Origin of the sequence: Alkalihalobacillus deserti (genome assembly GCF_020734105.1) — a bacterium.
GTDB classification, from domain to species: domain Bacteria; phylum Bacillota; class Bacilli; order Bacillales; family Bacillaceae_D; genus Halalkalibacter; species Halalkalibacter deserti.
Genome location: NZ_JAJAFR010000002.1, coordinates 201594 through 226773 on the forward strand (window position 1 = coordinate 201594; position 25180 = coordinate 226773).

The 25180-nt window shown below is 37.2% G+C and carries 24 protein-coding genes and 1 pseudogene; 18 read left to right on the forward strand and 7 right to left on the reverse strand.

The window, feature by feature from the left end; genetic code table 11:
• Positions 1–6: 6 nt before the first annotated feature.
• On the forward strand, positions 7–135 hold the full coding sequence (locus tag LDX58_RS04540) for a GapA-binding peptide SR1P (RefSeq protein WP_227935666.1): 129 nt from the start codon (positions 7–9) through the stop codon (positions 133–135).
• 122 nt (positions 136–257) lie between these two features.
• Here LDX58_RS04540 and LDX58_RS04545 read toward each other — a convergent pair whose 3' ends face one another.
• Positions 258–1733, reverse strand: coding sequence for an aminotransferase class I/II-fold pyridoxal phosphate-dependent enzyme (locus LDX58_RS04545; RefSeq protein WP_265416567.1), 1476 nt, complete (start codon positions 1731–1733; stop codon positions 258–260).
• A 146-nt stretch (positions 1734–1879) separates the two neighbouring features.
• Between LDX58_RS04545 and LDX58_RS04550 the strand changes: the two genes are divergently transcribed.
• Both LDX58_RS04550 and LDX58_RS04555 read left to right on the forward strand, forming a co-directional pair.
• Positions 1880–2833: an NAD(P)H-dependent flavin oxidoreductase gene (locus tag LDX58_RS04550; RefSeq protein WP_227935668.1), complete on the forward strand. Its 954-nt coding sequence runs from the start codon at positions 1880–1882 to the stop codon at positions 2831–2833.
• 16 nt (positions 2834–2849) lie between these two features.
• Complete coding sequence (locus tag LDX58_RS04555; RefSeq protein ID WP_227935669.1) at positions 2850–3116, forward strand: UPF0223 family protein; 267 nt, start codon at positions 2850–2852, stop codon at positions 3114–3116.
• Positions 3117–3195: 79 nt separating this feature from the next.
• Here LDX58_RS04555 and LDX58_RS04560 read toward each other — a convergent pair whose 3' ends face one another.
• A complete protein-coding gene (locus LDX58_RS04560; RefSeq protein ID WP_227935670.1) occupies positions 3196–3825 on the reverse strand; it encodes a YktB family protein in 630 nt (209 codons plus the stop codon).
• A 265-nt stretch (positions 3826–4090) separates the two neighbouring features.
• Here LDX58_RS04560 and LDX58_RS04565 point away from each other — a divergent pair, with 265 nt between their 5' ends.
• The 3 genes from LDX58_RS04565 (at position 4091) to LDX58_RS04575 (ending at position 6448) form a co-directional block, all read left to right on the forward strand.
• Positions 4091–4279, forward strand: coding sequence for a YkzI domain-containing protein (locus LDX58_RS04565; RefSeq protein WP_227935671.1), 189 nt, complete (start codon positions 4091–4093; stop codon positions 4277–4279).
• A gap of 477 nt (positions 4280–4756) precedes the next feature.
• Positions 4757–5557 carry an inositol monophosphatase family protein gene (locus tag LDX58_RS04570; RefSeq protein WP_227935672.1) on the forward strand — a complete coding sequence of 267 codons (801 nt, stop codon included), beginning with the start codon at positions 4757–4759 and terminating at the stop codon, positions 5555–5557.
• 3 nt (positions 5558–5560) lie between these two features.
• Positions 5561–6448, forward strand: coding sequence for an NAD(P)-dependent oxidoreductase (locus LDX58_RS04575; protein WP_227935673.1), 888 nt, complete (start codon positions 5561–5563; stop codon positions 6446–6448).
• 66 nt (positions 6449–6514) lie between these two features.
• Here LDX58_RS04575 and LDX58_RS04580 read toward each other — a convergent pair whose 3' ends face one another.
• Complete coding sequence (locus LDX58_RS04580; protein WP_227935674.1) at positions 6515–6700, reverse strand: DUF5325 family protein; 186 nt, start codon at positions 6698–6700, stop codon at positions 6515–6517.
• Positions 6701–6956: 256 nt separating this feature from the next.
• Between LDX58_RS04580 and typA the strand changes: the two genes are divergently transcribed.
• Both typA and LDX58_RS04590 read left to right on the forward strand, forming a co-directional pair.
• Positions 6957–8792, forward strand: coding sequence for a translational GTPase TypA (typA, locus tag LDX58_RS04585; RefSeq protein ID WP_227935675.1), 1836 nt, complete (start codon positions 6957–6959; stop codon positions 8790–8792).
• 11 nt (positions 8793–8803) lie between these two features.
• Complete coding sequence (locus LDX58_RS04590; protein WP_227935676.1) at positions 8804–9136, forward strand: YlaH-like family protein; 333 nt, start codon at positions 8804–8806, stop codon at positions 9134–9136.
• Positions 9137–9182: 46 nt separating this feature from the next.
• On the opposite strand, the gene LDX58_RS04595 is transcribed toward LDX58_RS04590, so the two are convergent.
• Positions 9183–9386: a YlaI family protein gene (locus tag LDX58_RS04595; protein ID WP_227935677.1), complete on the reverse strand. Its 204-nt coding sequence runs from the start codon at positions 9384–9386 to the stop codon at positions 9183–9185.
• Between the two features lie 161 nt (positions 9387–9547).
• Here LDX58_RS04595 and LDX58_RS04600 point away from each other — a divergent pair, with 161 nt between their 5' ends.
• Both LDX58_RS04600 and LDX58_RS04605 read left to right on the forward strand, forming a co-directional pair.
• A complete protein-coding gene (locus LDX58_RS04600; protein ID WP_227935678.1) occupies positions 9548–10003 on the forward strand; it encodes a pyridoxamine 5'-phosphate oxidase family protein in 456 nt (151 codons plus the stop codon).
• A 339-nt stretch (positions 10004–10342) separates the two neighbouring features.
• Positions 10343–11674: a PhoH family protein gene (locus LDX58_RS04605; RefSeq protein WP_227935679.1), complete on the forward strand. Its 1332-nt coding sequence runs from the start codon at positions 10343–10345 to the stop codon at positions 11672–11674.
• A gap of 59 nt (positions 11675–11733) precedes the next feature.
• Here the strand turns inward: LDX58_RS04605 and LDX58_RS04610 are convergent.
• Positions 11734–13071: pseudogene (locus LDX58_RS04610) on the reverse strand (IS3 family transposase).
• Positions 13072–13190: 119 nt separating this feature from the next.
• A complete protein-coding gene (locus LDX58_RS04615; RefSeq protein ID WP_227935680.1) occupies positions 13191–13706 on the reverse strand; it encodes a peptidyl-prolyl cis-trans isomerase in 516 nt (171 codons plus the stop codon).
• A 230-nt stretch (positions 13707–13936) separates the two neighbouring features.
• Here LDX58_RS04615 and glsA point away from each other — a divergent pair, with 230 nt between their 5' ends.
• The 3 genes from glsA to pyc all read left to right on the forward strand — a co-directional run bounded on the left by glsA (position 13937) and on the right by pyc (position 18915).
• On the forward strand, positions 13937–14866 hold the full coding sequence (gene glsA / locus LDX58_RS04620) for a glutaminase A (RefSeq protein ID WP_227935681.1): 930 nt from the start codon (positions 13937–13939) through the stop codon (positions 14864–14866).
• 104 nt (positions 14867–14970) lie between these two features.
• Positions 14971–15252 carry an Fpa/YlaN family protein gene (locus LDX58_RS04625; RefSeq protein ID WP_227935682.1) on the forward strand — a complete coding sequence of 94 codons (282 nt, stop codon included), beginning with the start codon at positions 14971–14973 and terminating at the stop codon, positions 15250–15252.
• Between the two features lie 216 nt (positions 15253–15468).
• Positions 15469–18915, forward strand: coding sequence for a pyruvate carboxylase (pyc, locus tag LDX58_RS04630; RefSeq protein WP_227935683.1), 3447 nt, complete (start codon positions 15469–15471; stop codon positions 18913–18915).
• Between the two features lie 136 nt (positions 18916–19051).
• On the opposite strand, the gene LDX58_RS04635 is transcribed toward pyc, so the two are convergent.
• A complete protein-coding gene (locus tag LDX58_RS04635; RefSeq protein WP_227935684.1) occupies positions 19052–19948 on the reverse strand; it encodes a COX15/CtaA family protein in 897 nt (298 codons plus the stop codon).
• A 292-nt stretch (positions 19949–20240) separates the two neighbouring features.
• On the opposite strand from LDX58_RS04635, the gene cyoE reads away from it, so the two are divergent.
• The 5 genes from cyoE (at position 20241) to LDX58_RS04660 (ending at position 25153) form a co-directional block, all read left to right on the forward strand.
• Positions 20241–21185 (forward strand): heme o synthase, encoded by a 945-nt coding sequence (gene cyoE, locus LDX58_RS04640; protein WP_227935685.1) that lies wholly within the window; start codon positions 20241–20243, stop codon positions 21183–21185.
• A gap of 77 nt (positions 21186–21262) precedes the next feature.
• Positions 21263–22285, forward strand: coding sequence for a cytochrome c oxidase subunit II (coxB, locus tag LDX58_RS04645; RefSeq protein ID WP_227935686.1), 1023 nt, complete (start codon positions 21263–21265; stop codon positions 22283–22285).
• A 29-nt stretch (positions 22286–22314) separates the two neighbouring features.
• Positions 22315–24183: a cytochrome c oxidase subunit I gene (ctaD, locus tag LDX58_RS04650; RefSeq protein ID WP_227935687.1), complete on the forward strand. Its 1869-nt coding sequence runs from the start codon at positions 22315–22317 to the stop codon at positions 24181–24183.
• A 3-nt stretch (positions 24184–24186) separates the two neighbouring features.
• The gene (locus LDX58_RS04655; protein WP_227935688.1) at positions 24187–24807 is read left to right on the forward strand and encodes a cytochrome c oxidase subunit 3; all 621 of its coding nucleotides are present in this window, start codon (positions 24187–24189) and stop codon (positions 24805–24807) included.
• Between the two features lies 1 nt (position 24808).
• Positions 24809–25153, forward strand: coding sequence for a cytochrome C oxidase subunit IV family protein (locus LDX58_RS04660; protein WP_227935689.1), 345 nt, complete (start codon positions 24809–24811; stop codon positions 25151–25153).
• Positions 25154–25180 lie beyond the last annotated feature (27 nt).

Consider the following 25180-nt stretch of genomic DNA (forward strand, 5'->3'; position numbering starts at 1 on the left):
ACTCAAATGGGAATTATCATTTGCCAATCATGTAATAAGACGATCGATGTGTTTGAAGGTGAAAAAGTCACAACGCTTTATGCTAAGGGAACTAGTTGTGAACATTGCAAATCGACTCAAGAAAAAAATAAATAAAAAAAGCTGCCTAAATACAGGCAGCATGAAAGGACTCTTCTGGGGTCCTTCTTTTTATATAGTCATAGTTGTAAGCATCTAACCGAAGGGAAGATCAATTTAGATAGTCGCACTTACTGCAACTATCTAATAGCGCGATGTTCCTTGATTACACGAAGAGATTGAAATGTTTCGTCTTCAGGACCTTGAACAGGTAATCCGCTTTCTAGGTTCTCTTGTATATAGGAAAGGTTATCTTCTGAAACAATCTCACCAGGAATTAAAATGGGGATACCTGGAGGATATACCATGATGAACTCAGCGATTATTCTACCTGCAGATTCTTCAAACGGAACGATTTCTGTCTCTGCATAGAAAGCATCGCGTGGAGATAATGCGAGTGTAGGAATATCAGGAACGTTTACGGATGAAATTTGATTAGTTTTTACATTAGATGAATGCTCATTGGCAAGTTGTTTTAACGCTTGAATTAAAATATCCATTTTATCTTGCGTATCTCCTAAAGTGACGATACAAAGGATATTATATAAATCAGACATTTCGACTTCTATGCAATAATTTTTACGTAACCACATTTCTACTTCATGGCCATTAATGCCTAAATCTTTTACAGTGATAATTAATTTAGTTGGGTCCAAATCGTAAGTTGCTTTTGTTCCAAGTATTTCTCTGCCAACACAAGCTAATCCATTAATTTGATTGATCTCAATTCTAGTCGTTTCAGCTAAGTCAATGACGTTAGAAATCAATTTTTCTCCTTTTGTAGCTAATTGTTTCCTTGCCACATCAAGTGAAGAGAGTAATAAATAGGATGTTGAGGTTGTTGTCAGCATACTAATAATGGACTGAACTCGTTTAGGCGATACAAGACCTTCTTTCACATTTAAAATGGAGCTCTGTGTCATAGACCCACCTAATTTATGAACACTAGTTGCTGCCATATCAGCACCTGCTTGCATAGCAGAAATGGGCAATTGATCATGAAAGTGGATATGCACGCCATGTGCCTCATCAACAAGTACTGGAACGTTATAAGAGTGCGCAATTTGCACAATTTTTTTTAGGTTACCCGAAATACCGAAATAAGTTGGGTTGATAACAAGAAGCCCTTTTGCATCAGGGTGTGCCGATAATGCTTTTTCAACTGATTCAGTTGTTATTCCATGAGAGATTCCTAAGTTAGGATCAATTTCAGGATGAATGAAAATCGGCGTTGCACCAGAGAAAATAATCGCAGACATAATTGATTTGTGTACATTTCTAGGAACAATGATTTTATCACCAGGTCCACAAACCGACATAATCATTGTCATAATAGCACCACTCGTCCCTTGTACAGAAAAGAAGGTATGATCCGCACCAAATGCTTCAGCAGCTAAATCTTGAGCTTCTTTAATAATGCCATGTGGATGATGGAGGTCATCTAAAGGTTCGATATTTATTAAATCAATAGAAAGAGCGTTATCACCAATGAATCTTCTGAAATCAGGATCCATGCCCTTTCCTTGTTTATGTCCTGGAATGTGAAATTGGATAGGTTGTTTTTCGGCGTGACTACGAACACCGGTGAACAACGGAGTAAGATGTTGTTGTGACAACAGGTTCACCTCTTTTTTTATAATTACTAAAAGAAACTGTAAAACAAATTTGAGTATATCAAAAATGAAGCTGAAAGCAAAGAATCAATAATAGCAATAGTTAAAACATTATTTTACTATGGAGCAATTTTTAAGGAGGAGTTTTTGTGAGGACTAAAGTTACTGAACTGTTAGAAATACAATATCCAATCATTCAAGGTGGGCTAGCCTATCTTGCTTATTCAGAATTAGCTTCAGCCGTTTCAGAGGCTGGAGGACTAGGTCAAATAACGGCTATGTCGCTTTCTTCACCTGAAGCACTAAGACAAGAAATACAAAAAGTCAGAAAACAAACGAAAAAACCATTTGGTGTTAACTTTGCAATCGGCGAACATGGTCGTACATTCGAACATATGTTACAAGTCGCTATCGAAGAAAATGTTCCTGTTATTTCAATGACGGGAGGCAATCCAGCGCCGATTTTAGAAAAGCTAAGGGGGACTACTATTAAGAAATTAGTTTTAGTTGCTGCAAAAAGGCAAGCGGTAAAAGCTGAAGAGTTAGGTGCAGATGCAGTAATGGTTGTAGGATATGAAGGGGGCGGGCATTTAGGGAGGGCTGATACAGGTACAATTGTCTTAGTCCCTCAAGTTGTAGATGCTGTCTCTATTCCTGTTATAGCATCAGGTGGAATTGGAGACGGCAGGGGCTTAATGGCTGCTCTTGCTTTAGGTGCAGAAGGCATTGAAATGGGAACAAGGTTCATTGCTACAAAGGAATGTGTTCATGCGCATCCTACTTATAAAGAACAGTTGATTGCAGCTACAGAAAACGATACAACTGTCATAAAACGCTCAATTGGAACCCCGGCAAGGGCTCTCACAAACGCTTGGACAGAAAAGATCATTGCAATTGAAACGAAAGACCCTACTTATGATGATCTAAAAGAGTATATCAGTGGTGAGGCTAACAAAAACTACATTTATGAAGGGAACCAAGATAAAGGCTTTGGATGGGCAGGGCAAGTTGTTGGACGCATTCAAGAGGAGTTGTCAGTTGCTGATTTAATGACTAAAATAATGGAGGAAGCAAAGCAAATTCGATTGAATTGGAAGGCTTAGAAAGGGGATATAAGAGATGGATTCTAAATTGCCAATTTCAATAGATTGGTCAACAGAAGAGGTTGTAGACGTAATTCAGTTTTTTGAGATCGTCGAAAAGGCTTATAAAGGTGGAGTTGATCGAGAAAAACTGTTGGCGCACTATCGCCGTTTTAAGGAAATAGTACCAGGTAAGAGCGAGGAAAAACAATTATTCAAGCAATATGATGAGGAACTTAGTATTTCTAGCTATCAAGTGATAAAAAAGGCACGCGAAGAGACATCAACAAAAATAAAAATGTAATGGCAAAGTTCTAAAATAGGAAAGCGCATTGAATCGTAATTAAAATTCAATGCGTTTTCTTTGTTGTTATGATTTAGTATTATGTTTGCTGCATTGCCTTTCGATAGATAGGAAGCAATTGCTCATATGTTTCTTTTGTGAAGTCAACTAGGGCTTGTCCGTCTTTTAGCAGGGGATTATCAGGTGTAATGTGGCGCCCGACTAAAAACTCTGCTTTTTTAACATCGCGTAAACGTATTAAGTCAGCTTTCAATTCATCTGCGTTTTTGTCACTAAGTGTAGTAGCTTCTTTTTTCATATGATCTAGCGAAATGACAAAATCAGCTGGTAAATTCAATAGTAATTCAAGGTCATCTAGGAACGAAGTGGCAATCAAAGATTTATTAGGTGCTTCATATATTAATGCAAACCAAATAAATAAATGATCATCAAAAAGTCCTAACTGGAAATGAGGATGCTTTTTGTAACCACGTTTATCATGACAAATAGCCATCCATGTGTCGTTGGGGGGATTCACTTTTCTTCTTGCATGCTTTGCGATATGAAGATACATTTCATTCCCAAGTAAAATGGAAAGATCATTCGATAAGATGTCTCCTAATTGCTTGAAAGTTGGTTGTATTTGTGTTTGAATGGCTTTCATTCTTTCTTCTAAACCATCAAGCGTAAAAACATCAAAATCTGATTTGGTAAACCCTTTTAAGCTCATATACCTAACCTCACTTTTTCATTTATAACAGTATTTTATCATAGACGACTTATGATCTCGAATTTTAAGAGTTAATGGAATAAGTTAGATGAGACGATTTAAATCAAGGATAAATTGCGAATTAAATTGTAAAAATTTGTTTTTTAATTTGCATTTAATTCTTTCTTTTCTTATGCTATAATAAAATTAGTAAAAATAACAGAAAATTTAGTTTTATACTGAATGGTTAGTAATTGATTAAAAAAAGCTAGGGGAGTGAAGCCGTATGGAACAAGTGATGCAAACGTTTATTCGCAAAGATGGAGAATTGAGAATTCCCGTATTACGCCTTGAAATTGATTATGAGCTCGCAACTCTACACGATGCAATGCTTGATGAGGATTTAGTGATGATTAAGGCAACCAAGCAACGTCTTGAAAAGCTTCGACGTGAACTGATTCAGTTAGAGGTATGAACATTCGTTAAGAATTGCTAATGGAAATCTTAAAATAATGTGATAGAGGGAGGTTCTTTCATCTGGATCTTCCTCTATTTTGTTGTCTTTACATTATAAGAGCGTGTTCAACTATAAGACTTGAAATGGCTCCGCTCGCTACTCGTCTTACTATGAGAAACCCACTCATAGTGAGACTTTTAAAGATGTAGCTTATTGCTTCTTAGTCTATTCATAAAGGGAAAAAAACTATGAACAGACTCTATAAATCAGAAAGTTTATAAACGGCTTATATGATAACTGACTAAAAAATGATTTTTTCGGAAAGTATATAGAGCTGGAATGTTTGTTCAGTGTGCTTATACATTAAGCTTAAGGCATCTTGTGCTAAACAATAGAGCAAGCCTAATGGACAAACTATATTAAGTATTTTTCTATTTGGAAAATCTATGTCATAATGGAAAAAGAAAGTTAAGTTCCTATTAGGAGGTCATGTTAATGTCGGTGGACTGGTTAGAGCTTGAGAAAAAAGCAAGAGCATGGATCTATGAAGCAGCTGGATTGGTTAAGCAATCCTTAGCCAACCCCATTCATATTGAAACGAAGTCGAATGCGAATGATTTAGTTACAGAAGTTGACAGGGCAATTGAATCATTCTTCTATCAAAAAATCCAAGCAGAATTTCCTACACATTATTTTTTTGGCGAAGAAGGAATTGCTGAAGAACTTGACTCATTAACTGGAACGGTTTGGATTATAGATCCAATTGATGGAACAATGAACTTTATTCACCAAAAATATAATTTTGCTATTTCGGTTGGGATCTACCATGAAGGCCTAGGAATGGTTGGACTTATTTATGACGTGATGAATGATGAATTATTTCATGCAGTCCGAGATCATGGAGCATACATAAACAATGAGGCATTAGTGCCTGTTAAGGAACGGCCTCTTCATGAGTCCATTATTGGATTAAATGCTAAATGGTTAATTGAAGAGGGAAACCCATACAAAAACCCATTAATGGCACTTGTTCGAGATGTGAGAAGTATCCGCTCATATGGATCAGCAGCGATTGAAATTGCATATGTTGCTGCTGATCGATTGGATGGATATATAAGTGTAAATCTTTCACCCTGGGACTACGCAGCTGGAATTGTCTTATTAGATGAGGTTGGGTGTAAAGCGTCAACGTTTAGAGGCGACCCACTTGACTTTTTAACAGCTAGCCCAGTAATTGTTGGTAAACCGCAACTACATAAAGAAATGGTTTCTTCGTACGTTGGAGAGGAGTTGTAAAAAATGAAGAAGATCGGTTTTATTGGATTAGGTACAATGGGATTACCTATGACTAAACATCTCATCGATATAGGTCATGAAACTTATGTTGTCAGTCGTAGCAGAGGTCCCATCGAAACCGCTATCTCATACGGTGCTCATGAATCGAGAACACCAAAAGAGTTAATGGAACAAGTAGATGTAGTAATGACATGTTTGCCAGTACCTGAGACAATAATTGATGTGTATGAAGGAGAACAAGGATTAATTGCTGGGGCGAGCAAAGGAAAGATCATTATCGATCATTCAACTGTAAATCGGGAGACAAATATCCATGTGTCTACCTTATTAGCTGAAAAAGGAGCAATGTTTTTGGATGCACCTGTTAGTGGAGGTCCAATGGGTGCACAAGCTGGTACATTAACAATTATGTGCGGAGGCGAGCAAGAGACATTTGAGCTCACTAAACCAATCATGGAAGCGTTTGGGGATTATATTGTGCACGTTGGTCCTACAGGAAGTGGAACAGTCGTTAAATTGTTAAACAATATGTTGGTTGGAGTTCATCAAGCAGCCTTAGCGGAGTGCTATGTAATGGCTGAGAAATCAGGTGTTGATCCTGCCATTGCTTATGATTTGATTAAAAGAAGTGCTGGATTTTCAAAAAGTATGGATTGGTCTGTTGATGCCATACTTGATCGAAAATTTGAACCCCGTTTTTCGATAGATCTATTACATAAAGATATCCGGCTTGCGTTAGAACTTGCTGAGCAAATCGATATGCCTTTAGATGTAGTTAAGTTAGGAGAACGAAAAGTAGCTGAAGCAAAAGAAAAGTATGGAAATAAAGATATTAGTGCGATAATACGGCCTCTTGAAGAAAAAACAGGAATTACTCTGAAAAGAAGATAAAAAAGGTAACGTGTCGATTAACGTTACCTCAATTTATGAAGTCGAGAGAGTACTCTTGACTTCATTTTATAATTCGTTCGATTCCCTCAGTTTTTTACGAAGGGTGAAGCCAAGTCCTGTGGCAATTATCACGCCTGCAATAGCTAAAATACCAATTAAGAAACTTTTTTCGGCAATAGCTACACCGATACTCATAATACAAATGACACTAATAGTGGCAAGTAACAAAAACAATACGTTCTCCTTCTTCATCTAAAAATCCCCCTAAAACGATCATTTCACTTTCCTAAGTTTAACGCTAATTTTAAAAAAGAAAAACCCTAACAATGTGACAAATAAGGTAAACATGTCATAGATAGTAAAAATACATGATTTAATGCAAGTCAAAAAGGTTAATGCTAGTATAAAAGGTGAAATAATAAATATGTGAAAAACGTCGATAACTGTAGCATTAAATTGAATTTATGATATACTTGTACAGTTAATGAACAAATAAGGAGAGAAAAAAATGAAAACTCGTAACGATATACGTAACATTGCGATTATTGCCCACGTTGATCACGGAAAGACAACGCTTGTTGACCAATTGCTTAAACAATCGGGTACATTCCGTGAAAATGAACAAGTAGAAGAGCGAGCAATGGACTCGAATGCACTTGAAAAAGAGCGTGGTATTACCATTCTTGCTAAAAATACAGCGATTAATTATGGAGATAAACGAATTAACATTATGGATACACCAGGACATGCGGACTTTGGTGGCGAAGTGGAACGAATCATGAAAATGGTTGATGGTGTTCTTCTTGTTGTTGATGCATATGAAGGCTGTATGCCACAAACACGTTTCGTTTTAAAGAAAGCGCTAGAGCAAGACCTGACTCCAATTGTAGTTGTAAATAAAATTGACCGTGACTTTGCTCGACCTGCAGAGGTTGTAGACGAAGTTATTGATCTTTTTATTGACCTTGGAGCGAATGAAGATCAATTGGAATTCCCAGTCGTGTATGCATCAGCTATTAATGGAACATCAAGTATGAATGCAGATAAGCAAGATGAAAATATGTCTTCATTATTTGATACCATTATTGAAACGATCCCTGCCCCAATTGATAACAGTGATGAGCCACTTCAGTTCCAAGTTACAATGCTTGACTACAACGATTATGTTGGTCGAATTGGGATTGGACGAGTTTTCAGAGGTACAATCAAAGTTGGACAACAAGTAGCTTTGATGAAATTAGATGGTTCTGTGAAACAATATCGTGTAACGAAAATGTTTGGTTTCTTAGGTCTAAAGCGTACGGAGATTGAAGAAGCAAAAGCTGGAGATCTGATTGCCATTTCTGGAATGGAAGAAATTAATGTTGGAGAAACGGTTTGTCCAGTAGAACACCAAGAAGCATTGCCAATCTTACGTATTGATGAGCCAACTCTTCAAATGACTTTTCTTGTAAACAACAGCCCGTTTGCTGGACGAGAAGGTAAATTTGTAACAAGTAGAAAAATTGAAGAACGTTTAAAGTCAGAATTAGAAACAGATGTAAGTCTTCGAGTTGAGAATACCGATTCACCTGATGTTTGGGTTGTTTCCGGTCGAGGTGAGCTTCACTTATCTATTTTGATTGAAAACATGCGTCGTCAAGGATATGAATTGCAAGTATCAAAACCAGAGGTTATTATACGTGTCATTGATGGAGTTAAATCAGAGCCAATGGAACGTGTACAAATTGATGTTCCAGAAGAATATACGGGTTCTGTTATGGAATCAATTGGTGAGCGTAAAGGTGAAATGTTAAATATGACAAACAACGGAAGTGGACAAGTTCGTCTAGAATTCTTAGTCCCTGCTCGTGGTTTGATTGGTTATACAACAGAATTCCTTTCGCAAACACGTGGTTATGGAATCATAAATCACTCATTTGATAGTTATGCTCCAATGGCTCCTGGCCAAGTTGGCGGACGTCGTCAAGGTGTTCTTGTTTCTATGGAAACGGGGAAGGCAAGTCAATATGGAATTATGCAAGTTGAAGATCGTGGGACGATATTTATTGAACCAGGTACTGAAATCTATGAAGGTATGATTGTTGGGGAACATACTCGTGATAACGACCTAGCAGTGAATATTACGAAAATGAAACAACAAACAAATGTTCGTTCTGCAAATAAAGATTTTACTGTTACAATGAAAAAGCCTAGAATCATGACACTTGAAGAAGCGCTTGAGTATCTGAACGAAGACGAGTATTGTGAACTTACTCCTGAATCGATTCGACTACGTAAAAAGATTCTTGTTAAATCAGAACGCGAGCGTGAAGAGAAACGTAGAAAGTTAGCAGCGAAGTAAGAGGGTGATTTATGATGAACAACGAGCAGTTGACAGAACAAGAAGTGGAAGGCCTAACGTGGCTTATGCAAGCTACGTTAGAAAATCCGTGGAATGGTTTTTATTCTTTTCTTGCTGTCGTAGCTCTTACGATTATTGTTTTTAATCTAGGTTTTGCTACGGAACTTCCTGTTCTAAAGAAGGTGATTGTTTACATCATGCTGTTGGTTGGAAGTTTTGTAATGTGGTTTCTTGAGTTTGCATTCGGAGCTCCTATTATAGCTGTGTTAATCATTTCAGGCGTAATTCTTGGTTTATATAGATTTCGCCTTCATCGTCACCGGAAAGAAAAAGAACAACTTTAAAATAGGTGTGTTTAATTGTTTTAACCCAAGCAAAGAGAGCGATGGCTTACACCCAATCGCTCTCTTCTTTTTTTTCAAAAGCTAATTGAAAAGATCCTGCTTCTTTTCTCGCTTCTGTTCTTTTTTTTATTCGATCATAACATGTATCGCACATATATGTATGAATCGGACGATTGCGTAAACGTTTTGCTAAAGGTAATTGATCATCTAATTTATCGATTTTATCACATAATACACATTTGACTCTCATCAAACAACACTCCAATCTCTCCTTTTATTGTAAGCAATTTTATGATAAAAAGCTATCTTCTTTAAATAATATAGAGAAAGCTTTCATATAAGGGTTGTTTTACGTTATGATATGTATAGAAATAATCATTTCTATACTGTAATTGAAATGGGGGATTTATGATGGCAAACCAAGTTGAACAAGGTTTAACCGAGGAAATGTTACCACTTCTCCAGAAAGAACAATATGTTACGATTTCAACTGTAGATTTTGAAATGGGAACTCCAAATGTGCACGCTATTTCTTGGGTATATGCACCAGATCTGCAAACAGTTAGATTTTCTGTTGATAATCGATCTCGAATAATTAAAAATATATTAGCGAATAAAGGGATTGTTATTACTTTAATTGCTAAAGGCTCTACTTATTCGATTGCAGGGGACGCCAAAATCTTAAGTGAAGAAATGAATAATATCCCCTTGAAATTGGCTTTATTAGAAGTTGATGTTACAGAGGTTCGTGATGTAATGTTTTACGGTTCTAAAATGTCAACAGAACCTAAATATATAAAAACATATGATGCGCAAGCAGCTGCAAAGTTAGATCGTCAAGTGATGGAAGCCTTGAAAAAGGGGTAAGTCTGTAGTAAGGAAGCCACTAAAAAAGGGACGATTTGCGCCTTTTTCAGTGCTCTTTAAGCTATGCACGGAACCGTTGCTTTGTTTTAAAGCCTGGTATGAGGGGGTTTCTCAATCCTCAGGCGCACAACGTCCAGCGCCATTTTTGCTTCCTCGAAGTATCTTTTTCAATACCCTGGTGAGTTGCCTTTTTTAATATTAACTTGTATCTGTGATTCGTTCGTCTAACTTCAAGAGCTTATACATACATTCATAGTAAGAGGTAGTGAACAAACTTTTGAATTTTGCATAAGTTTAATAGTAAGTAGTTGTCAAACGATTCTTTAGTCAGGGGGCGGAATGTTGAAAAAAATCTACGTATTGGACACGAACGTACTCTTACAGGATCCATACTCTATCAATTCATTTCAGGATAATGAAGTGGTTATACCAGCAGTTGTACTTGAAGAGGTCGATTCTAAAAAGCGAAATATGGACGAGATTGGGCGAAATGCACGTCAATTTTCAAAAATTATAGATAATCTTAGAGGGATGGGGAAATTGCATGAAGGTGTCCCGGTTGAATCAGGAGGTAAATTAAGAGTTGAATTAAATCACAGGTCATTCCTCAGGTTAAAAGATTCTTTTGCGGAAATGACAAATGATAATCGTATTATTGCTGTAGCATTGAATCTAATGCTCGAGGAAGAAGAGAAGTTAGATGGCAGACAAGTTATTTTAGTAAGTAAAGATGCCCTTGTAAGAGTAAAGGCGGACGCACTTGGCTTACCTGCAGAAGATTTCCTTAGCGATCGTGTAGTAGAATTTGATCATGTGTATCCTGGTTATGTTGAAATTTATGTTGATGCCGATGTGATGCAGAAATTTTATTCAAATGGTGAACTTGCGATATCTGAGCTAACCAAACACCCATTTTATCCACATCAATTTATCATTATGAAAGATGCACTTGGGAGTTCAAGTTCAGCGCTAGGTAAGGTTGAACCAGACGGGAAAAAAGTGAAGAAATTTGTGAGTGAACCTGATCATGTATGGGGTATACGTTCACGAAATGTTCAACAAAGAATGGCACTTGAACTTTTATTACGTGACGACATCAATTTAGTGACAATGGTAGGGAAAGCTGGTACTGGGAAAACGCTGTTATCATTAGCAGCGGGGCTTATGCAAACAGAAGACTTAGGAAAATATAAAAAACTTGTCGTTGCTAGACCTGTTGTTCCTCTTGGTAAAGATATCGGTTATTTACCCGGGGAAAAGGAAGAAAAATTAAGGCCTTGGATGCAACCTATTTATGATAACTTAGAGTTTCTCTTTGATACAAAGAAACCAGGAGAGTTAGATCATATACTTGCAGGAATGGGTTCGATTCAAGTTGAAGCTTTAACCTATATTAGGGGGCGGAGTATACCCGATCAATTTATTATTATTGATGAGGCACAGAACTTAACAAAGCATGAGGTGAAGACGATCTTAACCCGTGTTGGTGAAAGAAGTAAACTAGTGTTAATGGGAGATCCTCAACAAATTGATCATCCGTATTTAGACGAATACAACAATGGGTTAACCTATGTAGTAGAAAGATTTAAAGACCAAACAGTAAGTGGACACGTTAAGTTAGTAAAAGGTGAGCGATCAGGTTTAGCTCAACTCGCAGCTGATTTATTATAATGGGAAAAGGAAGGCTCTTGGTAATCTGTACCCTATGTAAAGGACATTTTTAAAAAAGACTATGCTACATCTAGAAGATGATTTCTGTATTCAACAGGGGTCATCTTCTTTAAATTCCATTGATATCTGTAATGGTTATAATACGTCATGTAACTTTTTATTTCCTTTTTAAGCTCTTTTAAAGTCGAACACGGTTTAATATATGCTTCATCCTTAAAATGCCCGAAAAATGATTCTTGTGGAGCGTTATCCCAACAGTTTCCTCTTCTAGACATAGATTGTCCTAGACCTAACTTTTTAACGTGTTTCTGGAAAGTGGGGCTAGTATAGTGTCCTCCTTGGTCAGAATGAATGAAGGCGTCTTTTGTGAGCTTTACTCTTCTATTCTTCTTAAGCTTTACTAATGTATCTGTGGCTAGGTCTAACGTAATTCAATCTAATACGTGATAGGCCGGAAATTCATTGGTTGAACCGTCTTCGATGGTGGATAAATAAGTTTTCTGGCCGTTCCCCATAATACAAGTAGGTAATATCAGTTAGTAATACTTTTCCTGGTAAGTCTTGCTTAAATTCTCTGTTCAATAAGTTCGGTAAAACTGTATGTTCTTGAGTTGCTTTTATCATCTTTTTATACGGATTGGCTCTCCTAATAGGGCACACTATATTATATTTTTTCATAATTCTACGGATTCGTTTCAAGTTATAGATAAGGTTAAACTGACCCTTTAAAGTCATTTTAATTTGTCTCGCACCCTTTTTACGTCGTTTAAAATTAAAAGCTTTCAAGATATTCTCTTTCAGAATTACATCCTCTCTCTCATATTGCTCCCTTTTTCCCTTCGATTCCAAAGAGAAGTAGTTATAATAACCAGAGCGTGAAACTCCTGCAATTTGACATAAGAAACTAACCATAATTTTAAGTTTATTTTTTTTAATAACCGTCTGAATAAGGAGAAACTTCTGTTCAGATGATACTTCTATCTGTTTCCTTTAACCCCTTTTCCATCATGTCTAACTTTTTTAGTAGCTCGTTCTCAGCTCTTAGTAATTGAGTTTGAGCTTCAAGCCTTGCATATTTTTCTTCTAACGAAAGTTCTCTTTCTCGAGGTCTTCCTAAACCTTCTTTTCTAGTATCACGTAATCCTAATACTCCATTATCTCTATAGGCAGCACGCTACCTGTTGCCTGATGATTGAACTCGCTTTCGTCCAATAATATCTATATTGAACCCGTTTTCTTCAAATATCTGCCTAGGAAATTTCCCTTTTTCATTTTCAGCAATAAAAATACGCTTAAATTCGTCAGTATAAGTAATCCCCTTAGAACTGACAGATTTCACATGTGGATTATTTGATAATAAATTTAATTTCCTTCTCTGTAAAGATTTTTTTGCTCATTTGATTTCCCCAATGCCATTTTTCTTAATTATACAAAAAAGTACCCTATAGGTAGACTTTTTTAAAAGTGTCTACTCTATAGGGTACAGTTTATGGCGAGTCATCCTTTTTAAGATTTCCTATGAATGATGCAGGATGAATTTCCTGACGTTTTTTATAGGCTGGTTTCGGTTAGATCCATCGCCGAAGTAAAAATGGATAGGACCATCTGACTTAAGTGGTTTACCTTTGTGTGAAAAGCCGATGATGCCAGATTTAAGAACTGAATACTCAAAGGACTGACTTTGACCATCAGCTTGAATGATCTCGACTTTTGTTATGTCTGGTTGTGGTTCTGCGTTTAATAAAAATGGATTTAATGGCATACCGAAAGAACCTTGTTGAAGTTTTTGCTTATCATATTTTATCTTATTGTCGTTTGAATCTGGACGTGGAGGTTCAGATCCTTCTGTGATTTCTTTATCCCACTGAGCAGATATCGCTTTTTTATAAGCGGTCTCCTCGTCGTCTAAAGACTTCACTTCATCAAAGTATGTATCTAGATCAACCTTTCTTTCGTCGAAAATCCATACAGTAGGATCAATGGTGAGAGGATGGGATACATCACCCTCAATAAAAAAAACAAACTCTTGCATATCGTTCCCTCCTAAAACAAATTCCTCTTAAAGTATAAAGTGTTTCGATGTTTTTGTCACTTCTGGTAAAAGATATAATTAGTTGATTCATATCGTTTCTCACACTAAGCAATCACAGACAGCGTATTTACACTCTTTAAAACTGTTAGAAATGGAATTAATTTAAATGGGGTAAAACGTTTAAACAAAGTTCTACTAGTATCATCAATAATAAATTTGGAGTGATTCAATTGGTTTGTCGTTACGGTGATGACTTAAGATCAATGGTTAATCAAGTTAAGCAATACACTAAAGAGGGGAACGTTGCTAATTATATTCCAGCCTTATCGTTAGCTGATCCTGCAGATGTGGCTGTTTCTATTTATGATGGAAAGGATACATGCTTTAGCGAAGGAAATCATTATCAATTATTTACGTTACAAAGCATTTCAAAAGTGCTTACGCTCGCATTAGCACTGATGGATCATGGAAGGGAGATTGTATTTAGTAAAGTAGGAATGGAACCAACTGGAGACCCATTCAATTCTATATCGAAATTAGAGTCGAATATTCCATCAAAACCGTTAAATCCAATGATCAATGCTGGAGCATTAGCAGTCAGTTCTCTAATTAAAGGGAATTCGAATGAGGGAAAATTAAAGCGTCTTTTAAATTTGGTTAGAGAGTTAAGTGGAAATAATCAAATTAATATAAATAAAGAAGTTGCTAAGTCGGAATTTGAGTCGGCAAATTTAAATCGCGCATTATCTTATTTTATGAAACAGCATGGTATTATTACAAGTGATGTGGATGAACTTCTTGATTTTTATACGAAGCAATGTGCTATCGAGGTAAATTGTGAAGATTTAGCAAAGATTGGCTATGCTTTAGCGCATCAAGGGGAACACCCCAGCGATAAATATTCTGTTATTCCAGCAGAAATTGCACGTTTAGTTAAAACATTTATGGTTACATGCGGAATGTATAATGCTTCTGGTGAATTCGCTATACGTGTTGGAATACCTGCTAAAAGTGGTGTTTCAGGTGGAATTGTCGGTGCAGTCCCGGGTAGTATCGGCATTGGTATTTATGGTCCTGCTTTAGATGAAAAAGGGAATAGTATTGCAGGAATGAAATTATTAGAACTGTTAGCATCTCGTTATCATTTAAGTATTTTTTAAAATTCAAAAGCAATTGACCGCTCCGACAGTGCGAAAATCGTTGCAATTTTGATTTGAAAAAGATACTATTAAGACAAGGGAAATTCACTTGAAGGAGGGGTCACATGTCAACAGAAATGATGACTGGAGATAAAGAAAAAGCTATTGCCCTTCTGAAATCAGATGCGGGAAAAATTCAGCAGCTTATTGAAGTTCAGTTGGAAAATTTAACAATGCCTCAGTGTCCTCTTTATGAAGAGGTTCTCGATACACAAATGTTTGGATTATCAAGGGAGATAGACTTTGCTGTACGTCTTGGATTAGTAAATGTAGAAAACGGCAAGCAAATCTTGGGTGAACTACAACGGAAACTAGATGACTTACATGAGGCATCTGTTCGAAAATAAAAATCAAGCTATTTTGAATAGCTTGATTTTTATTTATTCAATGGAATGAAATCGTTCTCATAATTTCGATAAATTTGAACAATCTAAAAATACATTGCCAAAACGCTTACCTTTTATCTATACTAGATTATAGAAGTGAACACTGTTTTTTGCAAAAAAGAAAAACAAATGTGCAATGAGTACAGACAATTTAGAGAGTAGAAGAGGAGTGCTTTTATGAACGGCTTAACAAATATCAAAAAGGTACTAGTTGCTAATCGCGGAGAAATTGCAATTCGTATCTTCCGTGCTTGTACAGAATTACATATTCGAACGGTTGCCATTTATTCCAAAGAAGATTCAGGTGCCTATCATCGTTATAAGGCGGATGAAGCTTATTTAGTAGGGGAAGGAAAGAAACCAATTGAGGCTTATTTAGATATTGAAGGCATTTTAGAAATCGCTAAACTTCATGATATAGATGCCATTCATCCTGGGTATGGTTTCTTATCAGAAAACATTGATTTTGCAAAACGCTGCCAGGATGAGGGGATTATCTTTATTGGTCCTGAATTGGAGCATTTAGTCATGTTTGGTGATAAGGTCCAAGCTCGTGAGCAAGCACTAAAAGCTAACTTGCCTGTTATTCCAGGAAGTGATGGACCTGTAGAAAGTGTGGAAGATGTACAAACGTTTGCGGATCAACATGGCTTTCCATTTATTATTAAAGCCTCTCTCGGTGGTGGTGGACGTGGAATGCGTATTGTCCGGAGTGCTGAAGACCTCAAAGAGTCTTATGATCGTGCGAAATCTGAAGCGAAATCTGCATTTGGTAATGATGAGGTTTATGTAGAAAAATTCATAGAAAATCCTAAGCATATAGAAGTGCAAATTCTAGCAGATAAACATGGCAATATCGTTCATTTATACGAACGAGACTGCTCAGTTCAACGTAGACATCAAAAAGTAGTAGAAATTGCACCTAGCGTTTCTCTTGGTGAAGGAGTTAGAGAGAAAATTTGTGATGCGGCTGTTCAGTTAATGGAACATATTGACTATGTTAATGCAGGAACGGTTGAATTTTTAGTTACTGATTCAGGTGAATTTTTCTTTATTGAGGTTAATCCTCGTGTACAAGTAGAACACACCATAACCGAAATGGTTACAGGTATAGATATTGTCCAATCACAATTATTTATTGCAGATGGCGAACCATTACATGGGGCTAAGCTAGCTATTCCACCTCAAGAAAAGATCACTTGTTCTGGTTTTGCTATACAATCACGTGTAACGACGGAAGATCCAAGTAACGGCTTTATGCCAGATACCGGTCGAATTAATGCATACCGTTCAGGTGGCGGATTTGGAGTTCGATTAGACGCTGGAAATGGATTTCAAGGAGCGGTGATCACACCTTATTATGATTCTTTACTTGTGAAGGTGTCTACATGGGCATTAACGTTCGAAGGTGCTGCAGCAAAAATGTTACGGAATTTAAGAGAATTCCGTATTCGTGGAATTAAAACGAACATTGCTTTTCTTGAAAACGTAGTTCAGCATCCGAAATTTCTTAATGGAGAGTATAACACATCCTTTATTGACCGAACTCCGGAGCTGTTTGTTTTCCCAAAAAGAAAAGACCGTGGAACAAAGATGCTTTCCTTTATTGGCGAAACGATTGTGAATGGTTATCCAGGATTAGAACAATCTAAAAAGCCTATTTTTGATAAAGCACCTATTCCAAAATTGAAGTTAACTGATCCAATTCCAACCGGAACGAAACAGATTCTTGATGAAAGAGGTCCTGAAGGCTTAGCTAATTGGGTCAAGGAGCAAAAAGAAGTTCTTTTAACTGATACTACATTTCGTGATGCACATCAATCGTTGCTGGCGACGAGAATTCGGACACATGATCTGAAGCGGATCGCTGAACCAACTGCGAGACTACTGCCTAATTTATTTTCATTAGAAATGTGGGGAGGAGCGACATTTGATGTTACGATGCGTTTTCTACACGAAGATCCGTGGGAGCGTTTGTTAACATTAAGAAAGCAAGCTCCGAACGTTCTATTCCAGATGTTGCTTCGAGCATCAAATGCCGTCGGGTATACAAACTACCCAGACAATGTCATCGAGGAATTTGTGGAAAAATCAGCAGATGCCGGAGTGGATGTTTTTCGAATTTTTGATAGCTTGAATTGGGTTAAAGGAATGACACTTGCAATTGATTCTGTTCGAAATAGCGGCAAAATTGCAGAGGCATCTATTTGTTATACGGGAGATATTTTAGATCCTTCTCGTTCTAAATATGATTTAACGTATTACAAAAACCTAGCAAAGGAGCTTGAACAAGCCGGCTCTCATATTCTTGGTATTAAAGATATGGCAGGCTTATTGAAGCCAGAGGCAGCCTATCAACTCGTGTCAGAACTTAAAGAGTCAGTAGATATCCCTATTCATTTGCACACTCACGACACAAGTGGAAACGGAATTTTCACGTATGCGCGTGCAATAGAAGCGGGTGTTGATATTGTAGATGTAGCAGTTAGTTCAATGGCGGGATTAACATCTCAACCAAGTGCCAATAGCTTGTACTATGCAATGAGTGGTTCTTCGCGCCAACCTAATGTGAATATTGAGTCACTAGAAAGGTTAGGAGAATTCTGGGATTATACTCGTAAATACTATGCAGGATTTGAAAGCGGAATGAATGCACCACATACAGAAGTGTATGAGCATGAGATGCCTGGTGGACAATATAGTAACTTGCAACAACAAGCCAAAGCAGTTGGACTAGGAGCTCGTTGGAATGAAGTAAAGAAAATGTACAGAACTGTTAATGATATGTTTGGCGATGTTGTAAAAGTAACTCCATCTTCGAAAGTAGTTGGTGATATGGCCCTTTATATGGTTCAAAATAACTTAACGGAAGAAGATGTATACGAAAAAGGAGAGAAGCTAGATTTTCCAGATTCTGTTGTTGAATTATTTCAAGGTCAGCTGGGTCAACCTTATCAAGGCTTTCCTAAAAAGCTTCAAGACATTGTCCTTAAAGGAAGAACACCAATTGAAGGTAGACCAGGAGAATCGATGGAGCCAGTAGATTTCCAAGCGATTAAGGAAGAGCTCTTTAAGACTTTAGAACGTCAAGTAACGAGCCATGATATGCTTTCTTATGCTCTCTATCCTAAAGTGTTTATCGATTTTGAACAGTTCCGCCAACAGTTTGGTGATGTTTCAGTAATAGACACGCCAACCTTCTTCTATGGTCTACGTCTTGGTGAAGAAATTGAAGTAGAGATTGAAAAAGGAAAGACACTAATTGTTAAACTTGTCTCGATCTCAAAACCAAAAGATGATGGGACACGAATTGTTTACTTTGAGTTAAATGGACAGCCTCGTGAAGTCATTATTAAGGATTTAAATGTTAAATCCTCAACGGTAACTCGTCCGAAGGTAGATAAAAATAACTCTAATCAAATAGGAGCTTCTATGCCGGGGACAGTTGTGAAAACATTGGTTGTTAAAGGTGATATAGTAAAGAAAGGTGATCATTTAATGATTACTGAAGCAATGAAAATGGAAACAACGGTTCAAGCACAATTTGATGGAGTTGTAAAAGATGTTTTTGTTAGTGATGGCGACCCAATCTTAACGGGAGATTTATTAATTGAACTAGTATAATGAGTCGGTTGAAGGAATTGATTTCCTTCAACCGTTTTAAGATAACATATCTATCATAGGTCGTTAAGGTATAATTGTTAAAATAAAGGACATAAATGAAAAATGACAGCAAATGCTGTCATTTTTTCTGTATTAACTATTGTGATTTGCGAAGTAAAATCATAGCCATATAACATAAATTAGAAAATAAAACAGATATAATTAGTGCATGTAATAAGCCGACCGTAAGAATTTCATTTTGAGTAAAGACAACAGAGATTCCAGTAATCATTTGCAAGATGATTAAACTAAAGGCAACAACACTTACCCAAACAAGGACGATTTCTTTCTTAAAACGAGTGATGGTCCAAATCATTAGTATAAGTAAAACGAGGACTAAGAATATCCCTGCCAGTCGGTGAAGAAACTGAACACCAATAGGTCCTGAAAACCCAGGGAATAAAACGCCATTACACGTAGGAAACCCTGCGCATGCTAGTGTTGCTTCCATGTGTTTCACATAGGCACCGGTGTAAATAACAGCATAGCAATATGTGATGACAAAGAAGAAAAAGGCTTTATAAGAAGTGGAAACCTTTGTTGCGACTTTTTGTAACTTGCCATCCTCAAACGCTAAAATTGTTAATAAAACGACTGCTGCAAGTGACATAGCTGAAATACCAAAATGCAACGCTAATATCGCATTAGATTGCCCAAAAACAACAGCACCTGCTCCAAGTAGTCCCTGGAAAATGATTAAAATAACTGAAGCAACTGCCATGAATCTTACTTCTTTCACATGCTTTAACTGTTTCCATGACCAGATTGCAAGGATGATAATCATCACTCCGACTAAACCAGAGACGATTCGATGACTGTATTCAATAACCGTTTCAATAGCAGGATTCGTAGGAATCACTTCACCGAAACATAAAGGCCAAGTTGCGCCACATCCCTCTCCAGATCCAGTCTTTGTTACGAGTGCACCTTGTAAGAGAACGATTAGAACTCCAATAGAGGTCAGAATGCCGTAGATTTTTAATCTTTTATGCATTCAATTCACCTTTCCTTCTATAAAATTGAGTTGATTTATGCTAGAGTTAGCAATGGAATCTTAATAGCTTTCTTATTGATCTTAAAAAGAACCGATATAAAAGTCAAATTAACTAAGGTGAACTTTTTATGGATATGTTTAAATGTGAAGATAATGTGAAACTCAGGATTTTAATGAAACTAAGTAGATTTTAAGATATAATGTGATTTGTAGCACATGGGTGAGATACATTGCCTAGTTTGTTTTTTTATGTGCTCATATTGGTTGACTCTATAAAGGAGGTGAAGAATTGATGAATAAGACTAATACAGCGTTTGAAGCAACAGAGGTAATAGCTGGTCCTGATTCATCAGTAGCTGCTAGTCAGCAAAAATATTGGAAAGATTACCTTGTGCTTGCTAAACAGGGGATTGTTACATCTAATTTAATTACTACGTTTGCCGGAATCTACTTAGCGGCTGTTTATACAAGTACAGGAATCGGTTCACATTTATGGCCAATGATTTTTGCTTTAATTGGAGCAGCGCTTGTGATGGCAGGTGGATGTACATTAAATAACTATATTGATCGAGATATCGACCACATAATGGAGCGAACGAAAGATCGTCCGACAGTAACAGGTCGTTTTTCTGCTAATCATGTCTTGTTAGTAGGTTTATCCCAATCTGCAATTGGAATTGGATTTCTAGCACTTACAACTGCAACAGCAGCTGTAATAGGATTGGTTGGGTTATTTATTTACGTAGTGCTTTACACAATGTGGACAAAGCGTACTACGACTTTAAATACAATTGTAGGTAGTTTTTCTGGAGCTGTCCCTCCATTAATAGGTTGGGCTGCGATTGACGGAGGATTACACACTTATGCATGGGTTTTATTCTTTATTATGTTCTTTTGGCAACCTCCGCACTTCCTTGCATTAGCAATGAAACGTGTGGAAGAATACCGTGCTGCTGGAATTCCAATGTTGCCAGTTGTTGCAGGTTTTGAAGTGACAAAACGTCAAATGGTCGTTTATGTGATTGCATTACTACCTGTATCATTAATGCTGTATCCTTTTGGATTAGTGTATACCATTGTTGCGGCAATATTAGGTTTAGGTTGGGTCGTTCTAGGTTTTGCAGGTTTTAAAATGAAGGACGACATTAAATGGGCTAGATGGATGTTTGTTTACTCGCTCAACTATTTAACTATTTTATTTGTTCTTATGGTTATTGTTCATATTAAACTCATTTAAACCAATATGAATGATAATTGTAGATATATTTATTAGTAGTATAATACTACGTTATGAAAGTGAGGTTGGATTGTCAGATGAAACTTTGGAAAACTGCATGGCGTTTTCTACCTCTTTCCCTGTTAGCATTTGTGCTTACAGCATGTGGAGAGACGAACTTAACTGCCCTTGATCCAAAGGGACCACAATCACAATGGTTATTTGACAACATGTTATTATCGTTGTACATCATGGCCTTAGTGACAATTGTCGTATTTGCAATCTTTTTCATTATTCTTGCAAAGTACCGTCGATCTCCTGGAGACGATGAGATTCCTAAGCAAGTACATGGAAATACGGCTCTTGAAATTACTTGGACTGTTATCCCAATTATCTTGTTAACTATTTTAGCTGTTCCAACGATTACTGGACAATTTATGTTAGCAGATACAGAACCTGACCCTGAGGTTGGGGAAAATACAGTCTCTATCAAAGTAACAGGTCACCAATTTTGGTGGCAGTTTGATTATGAAGAAGAAGGTTTTACGGCTGGTCAGGAAGTATATATTCCTGTTGGCGAAAAAGTCATCTTTGAATTGCACGCACAAGATGTGCAGCATTCATTCTGGGTGCCTGCTTTAGGTGGTAAAGTTGATACGATTCCTGGAATCACTAATCACTTATGGTTAGAAGCATCTGAACCAGGAGTCTTTAAAGGAAAGTGTGCGGAACTTTGTGGACCTGCACATGCTTTAATGGACTTTAAAGTTATTGCACTTGAGCGTGAAGAGTATGATGCTTGGGTTGCTGGTATGCAAGCTGAAGTAGAAGCACCTACTGAAGCATTAGCAGATGGCCGCGCGGTTTTTGAAGAGAATGGTTGTATTGGCTGTCACGCTATAGGCGGTATGGGTACAGCAGCAGGTCCTGCTTTATCAAACTTTGCAAACCGTGAAGTAGTTGCTGGCTATTTAGAAAACAATGATACTAACTTAGAAGCTTGGATTCGTGACCCAGAGTCACTTAAACAAGGAAACAATATGCCGGCATTTCCACAAATTAGCGATTCAGATATGGAAGCGCTTATTGGTTATTTACGTTCGTTAGATATAAAGAATTAAATTAATTGATTAAAAAGGAGGTAAACCCTTTGGCTGCACAAAAACAGGAAAAAAGCGTTGTTTGGGATTGGTTAACAACGGTTGACCATAAGAAGCTTGGAATCATGTATTTGATTGCAGGGACGCTTTTCTTTGTAAAAGCTGGTGTGATGGCGTTATTTATGCGGATCCAGCTCATGTATCCTCAGATGAATTTCTTAAGTGGTCAAACATTTAACGAATTTATCACAATGCATGGTACGATAATGCTATTCTTAGCTGCCACACCTTTGTTATTTGCATTTATGAACTTTGTCATCCCACTGCAAATCGGAGCCCGGGATGTTGCGTTTCCATTTGTAAACGCACTTGGTTTCTGGATTTTCTTTGCCGGTGGATTATTACTAAGCATGAGCTGGTTTTTTGGCGGAGGTCCCGATGCGGGATGGACAGCATATGTTCCACTATCTAGCCGTGATTACGCTGGAACAGGACTTGATTTTTACGTACTAGGTTTACAGATTTCAGGTATTGGTACATTAATTTCTGCTATTAACTTTCTAGTAACAGTTGTTAATATGCGTGCACCTGGTATGACAATGATGCGTTTACCACTATTTGTGTGGACGTCATTTATTTCTTCAACATTAATTTTATTTGCTTTTACACCACTTGCTGCAGGACTTGCCCTTCTTATGTTAGATCGTATTTTTGGAGCGCAGTTCTTCATTCCAGGCATGGGTGGTAATACTGTTTTATGGCAACATATTTTCTGGATCTTCGGACACCCAGAAGTTTATATTCTTGTATTACCTGCTTTTGGAATTATTTCTGAGGTTATTCCAGCCTTTTCAAGAAAGCGTCTCTTCGGATACACAGCAATGGTATTTGCTACAATTGTTATTGCTTTCTTAGGATTCATGGTTTGGGCTCACCATATGTTCACAGTAGGTATGGGGCCGGTAGCGAACTCGATTTTTGCGATTGCTACTATGACCATCGCGGTCCCAACTGGTATTAAGATTTTCAACTGGCTTTTTACGATGTGGGGCGGGAAAATTACATTTAATACGGCAATGTTATTTGCCTCATCATTTGTTCCGACATTTGTACTTGGTGGAGTAACAGGGGTAATGCTTGCAATGGCACCTGTTGATTACCTTTACCATGATACGTACTTTGTAGTTGCCCATTTCCACTACATTATTGTTGGTGGTATCGTACTCGGAATATTTGCAGGTGTATTTTATTGGTATCCAAAAATGTTTGGTCATATGTTGAATGAAACACTAGGAAAAATATTTTTCTGGGTTTTCACTATTGGTTTTCACTTAACATTCTTTATTCAGCATTTACTCGGTCTTATGGGTATGCCTCGTCGTGTGTACACGTATCTTGGCGATCAAGGACTGGATACATTTAACTTTATTAGTACAATTGGTACATTCTTTATGTCTACTGCGGTTATCATACTCGTGATTAATGTTATCTATTCAGCGTTTAAAGGTGAGCGTGTGACGGTTGCAGATCCTTGGGATGCTCGTACGCTTGAGTGGGCAATACCTACTCCAGTACCAGAGTATAACTTTGCTCAATTACCACAAGTTCGTTCTTTGGATCCTTTATTTTATGAAAAGATTCATGGTGATGGGACGATGAAGCCAGCTGAACCAGTTGGAGCTATTCATATGCCAAACGGTTCAATTCTTCCATTGATCATGTCAGTTGGCCTTTTCTTTGCAGGCTTTGGTTTCATTATGATGAATATGGAAAATCCAATTATTAATCCTTGGATTGTCGCCATTGGTGGTTTAGCCTTAACATTCGGATGTATGTTCGTTCGATCAGTAAAAGAAGATCATGGATATTACATTCCAGTTGAGCAAGTAAAAGCGGATCTTAAGAAAGGAGGAAACTAAGAAATGGCGGGTCATGTAGATACTTCAAAAGGGCTTCCATCTCATCCTGAGAGAGCCACATTAGAAGGAAAAAACAAGTTTCTCGGTTTCTGGTTCTTCCTTGGCGGTGAAACGATTTTATTTGCAACGTTCTTTGGAACCTATCTAGGACTCCGTAATGGAATTGCTGATGGACCTAGTTCAGAGGAAATGTTTCATTTACCATTAGTTTTCATCATGACGATGTTGCTTTTAACTAGTAGTTTAACAAGTGTCTTGGCGATGTTTGCAATGAAGAAAAATAATTTCACTTCATTCAAAGTTTGGATGTGGATTACAGTATTACTTGGTATTGGGTTTTTAGGTTTTGAAGTTTATGAATTCTATGAGTATGTCCATCAAGGATTTGGTTATACAACAAGTGCGTTTTCTTCTTCGTTCTTCTCACTTGTTGGTTTGCATGGTGCTCACGTTGCGTTTGGTTTAAGTTGGATTACAGTCTTGCTTATTCGTTACAATAAGAGTGGCATTACATTAACTAATGCTCCTAAGTTCTACGTTGCTGGTTTATACTGGCATTTCATTGATGTGGTGTGGGTGTTTATCTTCACAGTCGTTTATCTTATGGGAGTAGGAGGTCATTAATATGGCAGATAACTTAAGTCAACCATTCGATAAAAGTGCAATGACAGAGGAAGAAAAACGCCAAATTAGTAAGGAAATTCGCAAGCAAATTGTTGTATTTGCTTTAATGATTTTCTTAACAATTATGTCGTTTTTAGCAGTTGGTGCGGATATCATTCCAAGATCATTTGCGATTCCTTTTATCTTACTTTTAGCAGTGATTCAGTTTGCTCTTCAATTGATCTTTTTTATGCATTTGAAAGATAAGGATCATAGTTGGGCAACGGCATTTATGATTTCAGGTATCTTTATTACAGTTCCAACGATTGCAGCTTTAATGTTGCTAATTGGTGTTGTAAAGTACTAAGATACAAAATGAAACAGCTTTCATCTT

Bases quoted from the DNA above. Each gene is read 5' to 3' on its own strand.
- LDX58_RS04540 (WP_227935666.1), top strand. From the start codon at position 7: ATGGGAATTATCATTTGCCAATCATGTAATAAGACGATCGATGTGTTT.
- LDX58_RS04555 (WP_227935669.1), top strand. From the start codon at position 2,850: ATGGATTCTAAATTGCCAATTTCAATAGATTGGTCAACAGAAGAGGTT.
- LDX58_RS04560 (WP_227935670.1), bottom strand. From the start codon at position 3,825: ATGAGCTTAAAAGGGTTTACCAAATCAGATTTTGATGTTTTTACGCTT.
- LDX58_RS04565 (WP_227935671.1), top strand. From the start codon at position 4,091: ATGGAACAAGTGATGCAAACGTTTATTCGCAAAGATGGAGAATTGAGA.
- LDX58_RS04570 (WP_227935672.1), top strand. From the start codon at position 4,757: ATGTCGGTGGACTGGTTAGAGCTTGAGAAAAAAGCAAGAGCATGGATC.
- LDX58_RS04575 (WP_227935673.1), top strand. From the start codon at position 5,561: ATGAAGAAGATCGGTTTTATTGGATTAGGTACAATGGGATTACCTATG.
- LDX58_RS04580 (WP_227935674.1), bottom strand. From the start codon at position 6,700: ATGAAGAAGGAGAACGTATTGTTTTTGTTACTTGCCACTATTAGTGTC.
- typA (WP_227935675.1), top strand. From the start codon at position 6,957: ATGAAAACTCGTAACGATATACGTAACATTGCGATTATTGCCCACGTT.
- LDX58_RS04590 (WP_227935676.1), top strand. From the start codon at position 8,804: ATGATGAACAACGAGCAGTTGACAGAACAAGAAGTGGAAGGCCTAACG.
- LDX58_RS04595 (WP_227935677.1), bottom strand. From the start codon at position 9,386: ATGAGAGTCAAATGTGTATTATGTGATAAAATCGATAAATTAGATGAT.
- LDX58_RS04600 (WP_227935678.1), top strand. From the start codon at position 9,548: ATGGCAAACCAAGTTGAACAAGGTTTAACCGAGGAAATGTTACCACTT.
- LDX58_RS04605 (WP_227935679.1), top strand. From the start codon at position 10,343: ATGTTGAAAAAAATCTACGTATTGGACACGAACGTACTCTTACAGGAT.
- LDX58_RS04615 (WP_227935680.1), bottom strand. From the start codon at position 13,706: ATGCAAGAGTTTGTTTTTTTTATTGAGGGTGATGTATCCCATCCTCTC.
- LDX58_RS04625 (WP_227935682.1), top strand. From the start codon at position 14,971: ATGTCAACAGAAATGATGACTGGAGATAAAGAAAAAGCTATTGCCCTT.
- pyc (WP_227935683.1), top strand. From the start codon at position 15,469: ATGAACGGCTTAACAAATATCAAAAAGGTACTAGTTGCTAATCGCGGA.
- LDX58_RS04635 (WP_227935684.1), bottom strand. From the start codon at position 19,948: ATGCATAAAAGATTAAAAATCTACGGCATTCTGACCTCTATTGGAGTT.
- cyoE (WP_227935685.1), top strand. From the start codon at position 20,241: ATGAATAAGACTAATACAGCGTTTGAAGCAACAGAGGTAATAGCTGGT.
- coxB (WP_227935686.1), top strand. From the start codon at position 21,263: ATGAAACTTTGGAAAACTGCATGGCGTTTTCTACCTCTTTCCCTGTTA.
- LDX58_RS04655 (WP_227935688.1), top strand. From the start codon at position 24,187: ATGGCGGGTCATGTAGATACTTCAAAAGGGCTTCCATCTCATCCTGAG.
- LDX58_RS04660 (WP_227935689.1), top strand. From the start codon at position 24,809: ATGGCAGATAACTTAAGTCAACCATTCGATAAAAGTGCAATGACAGAG.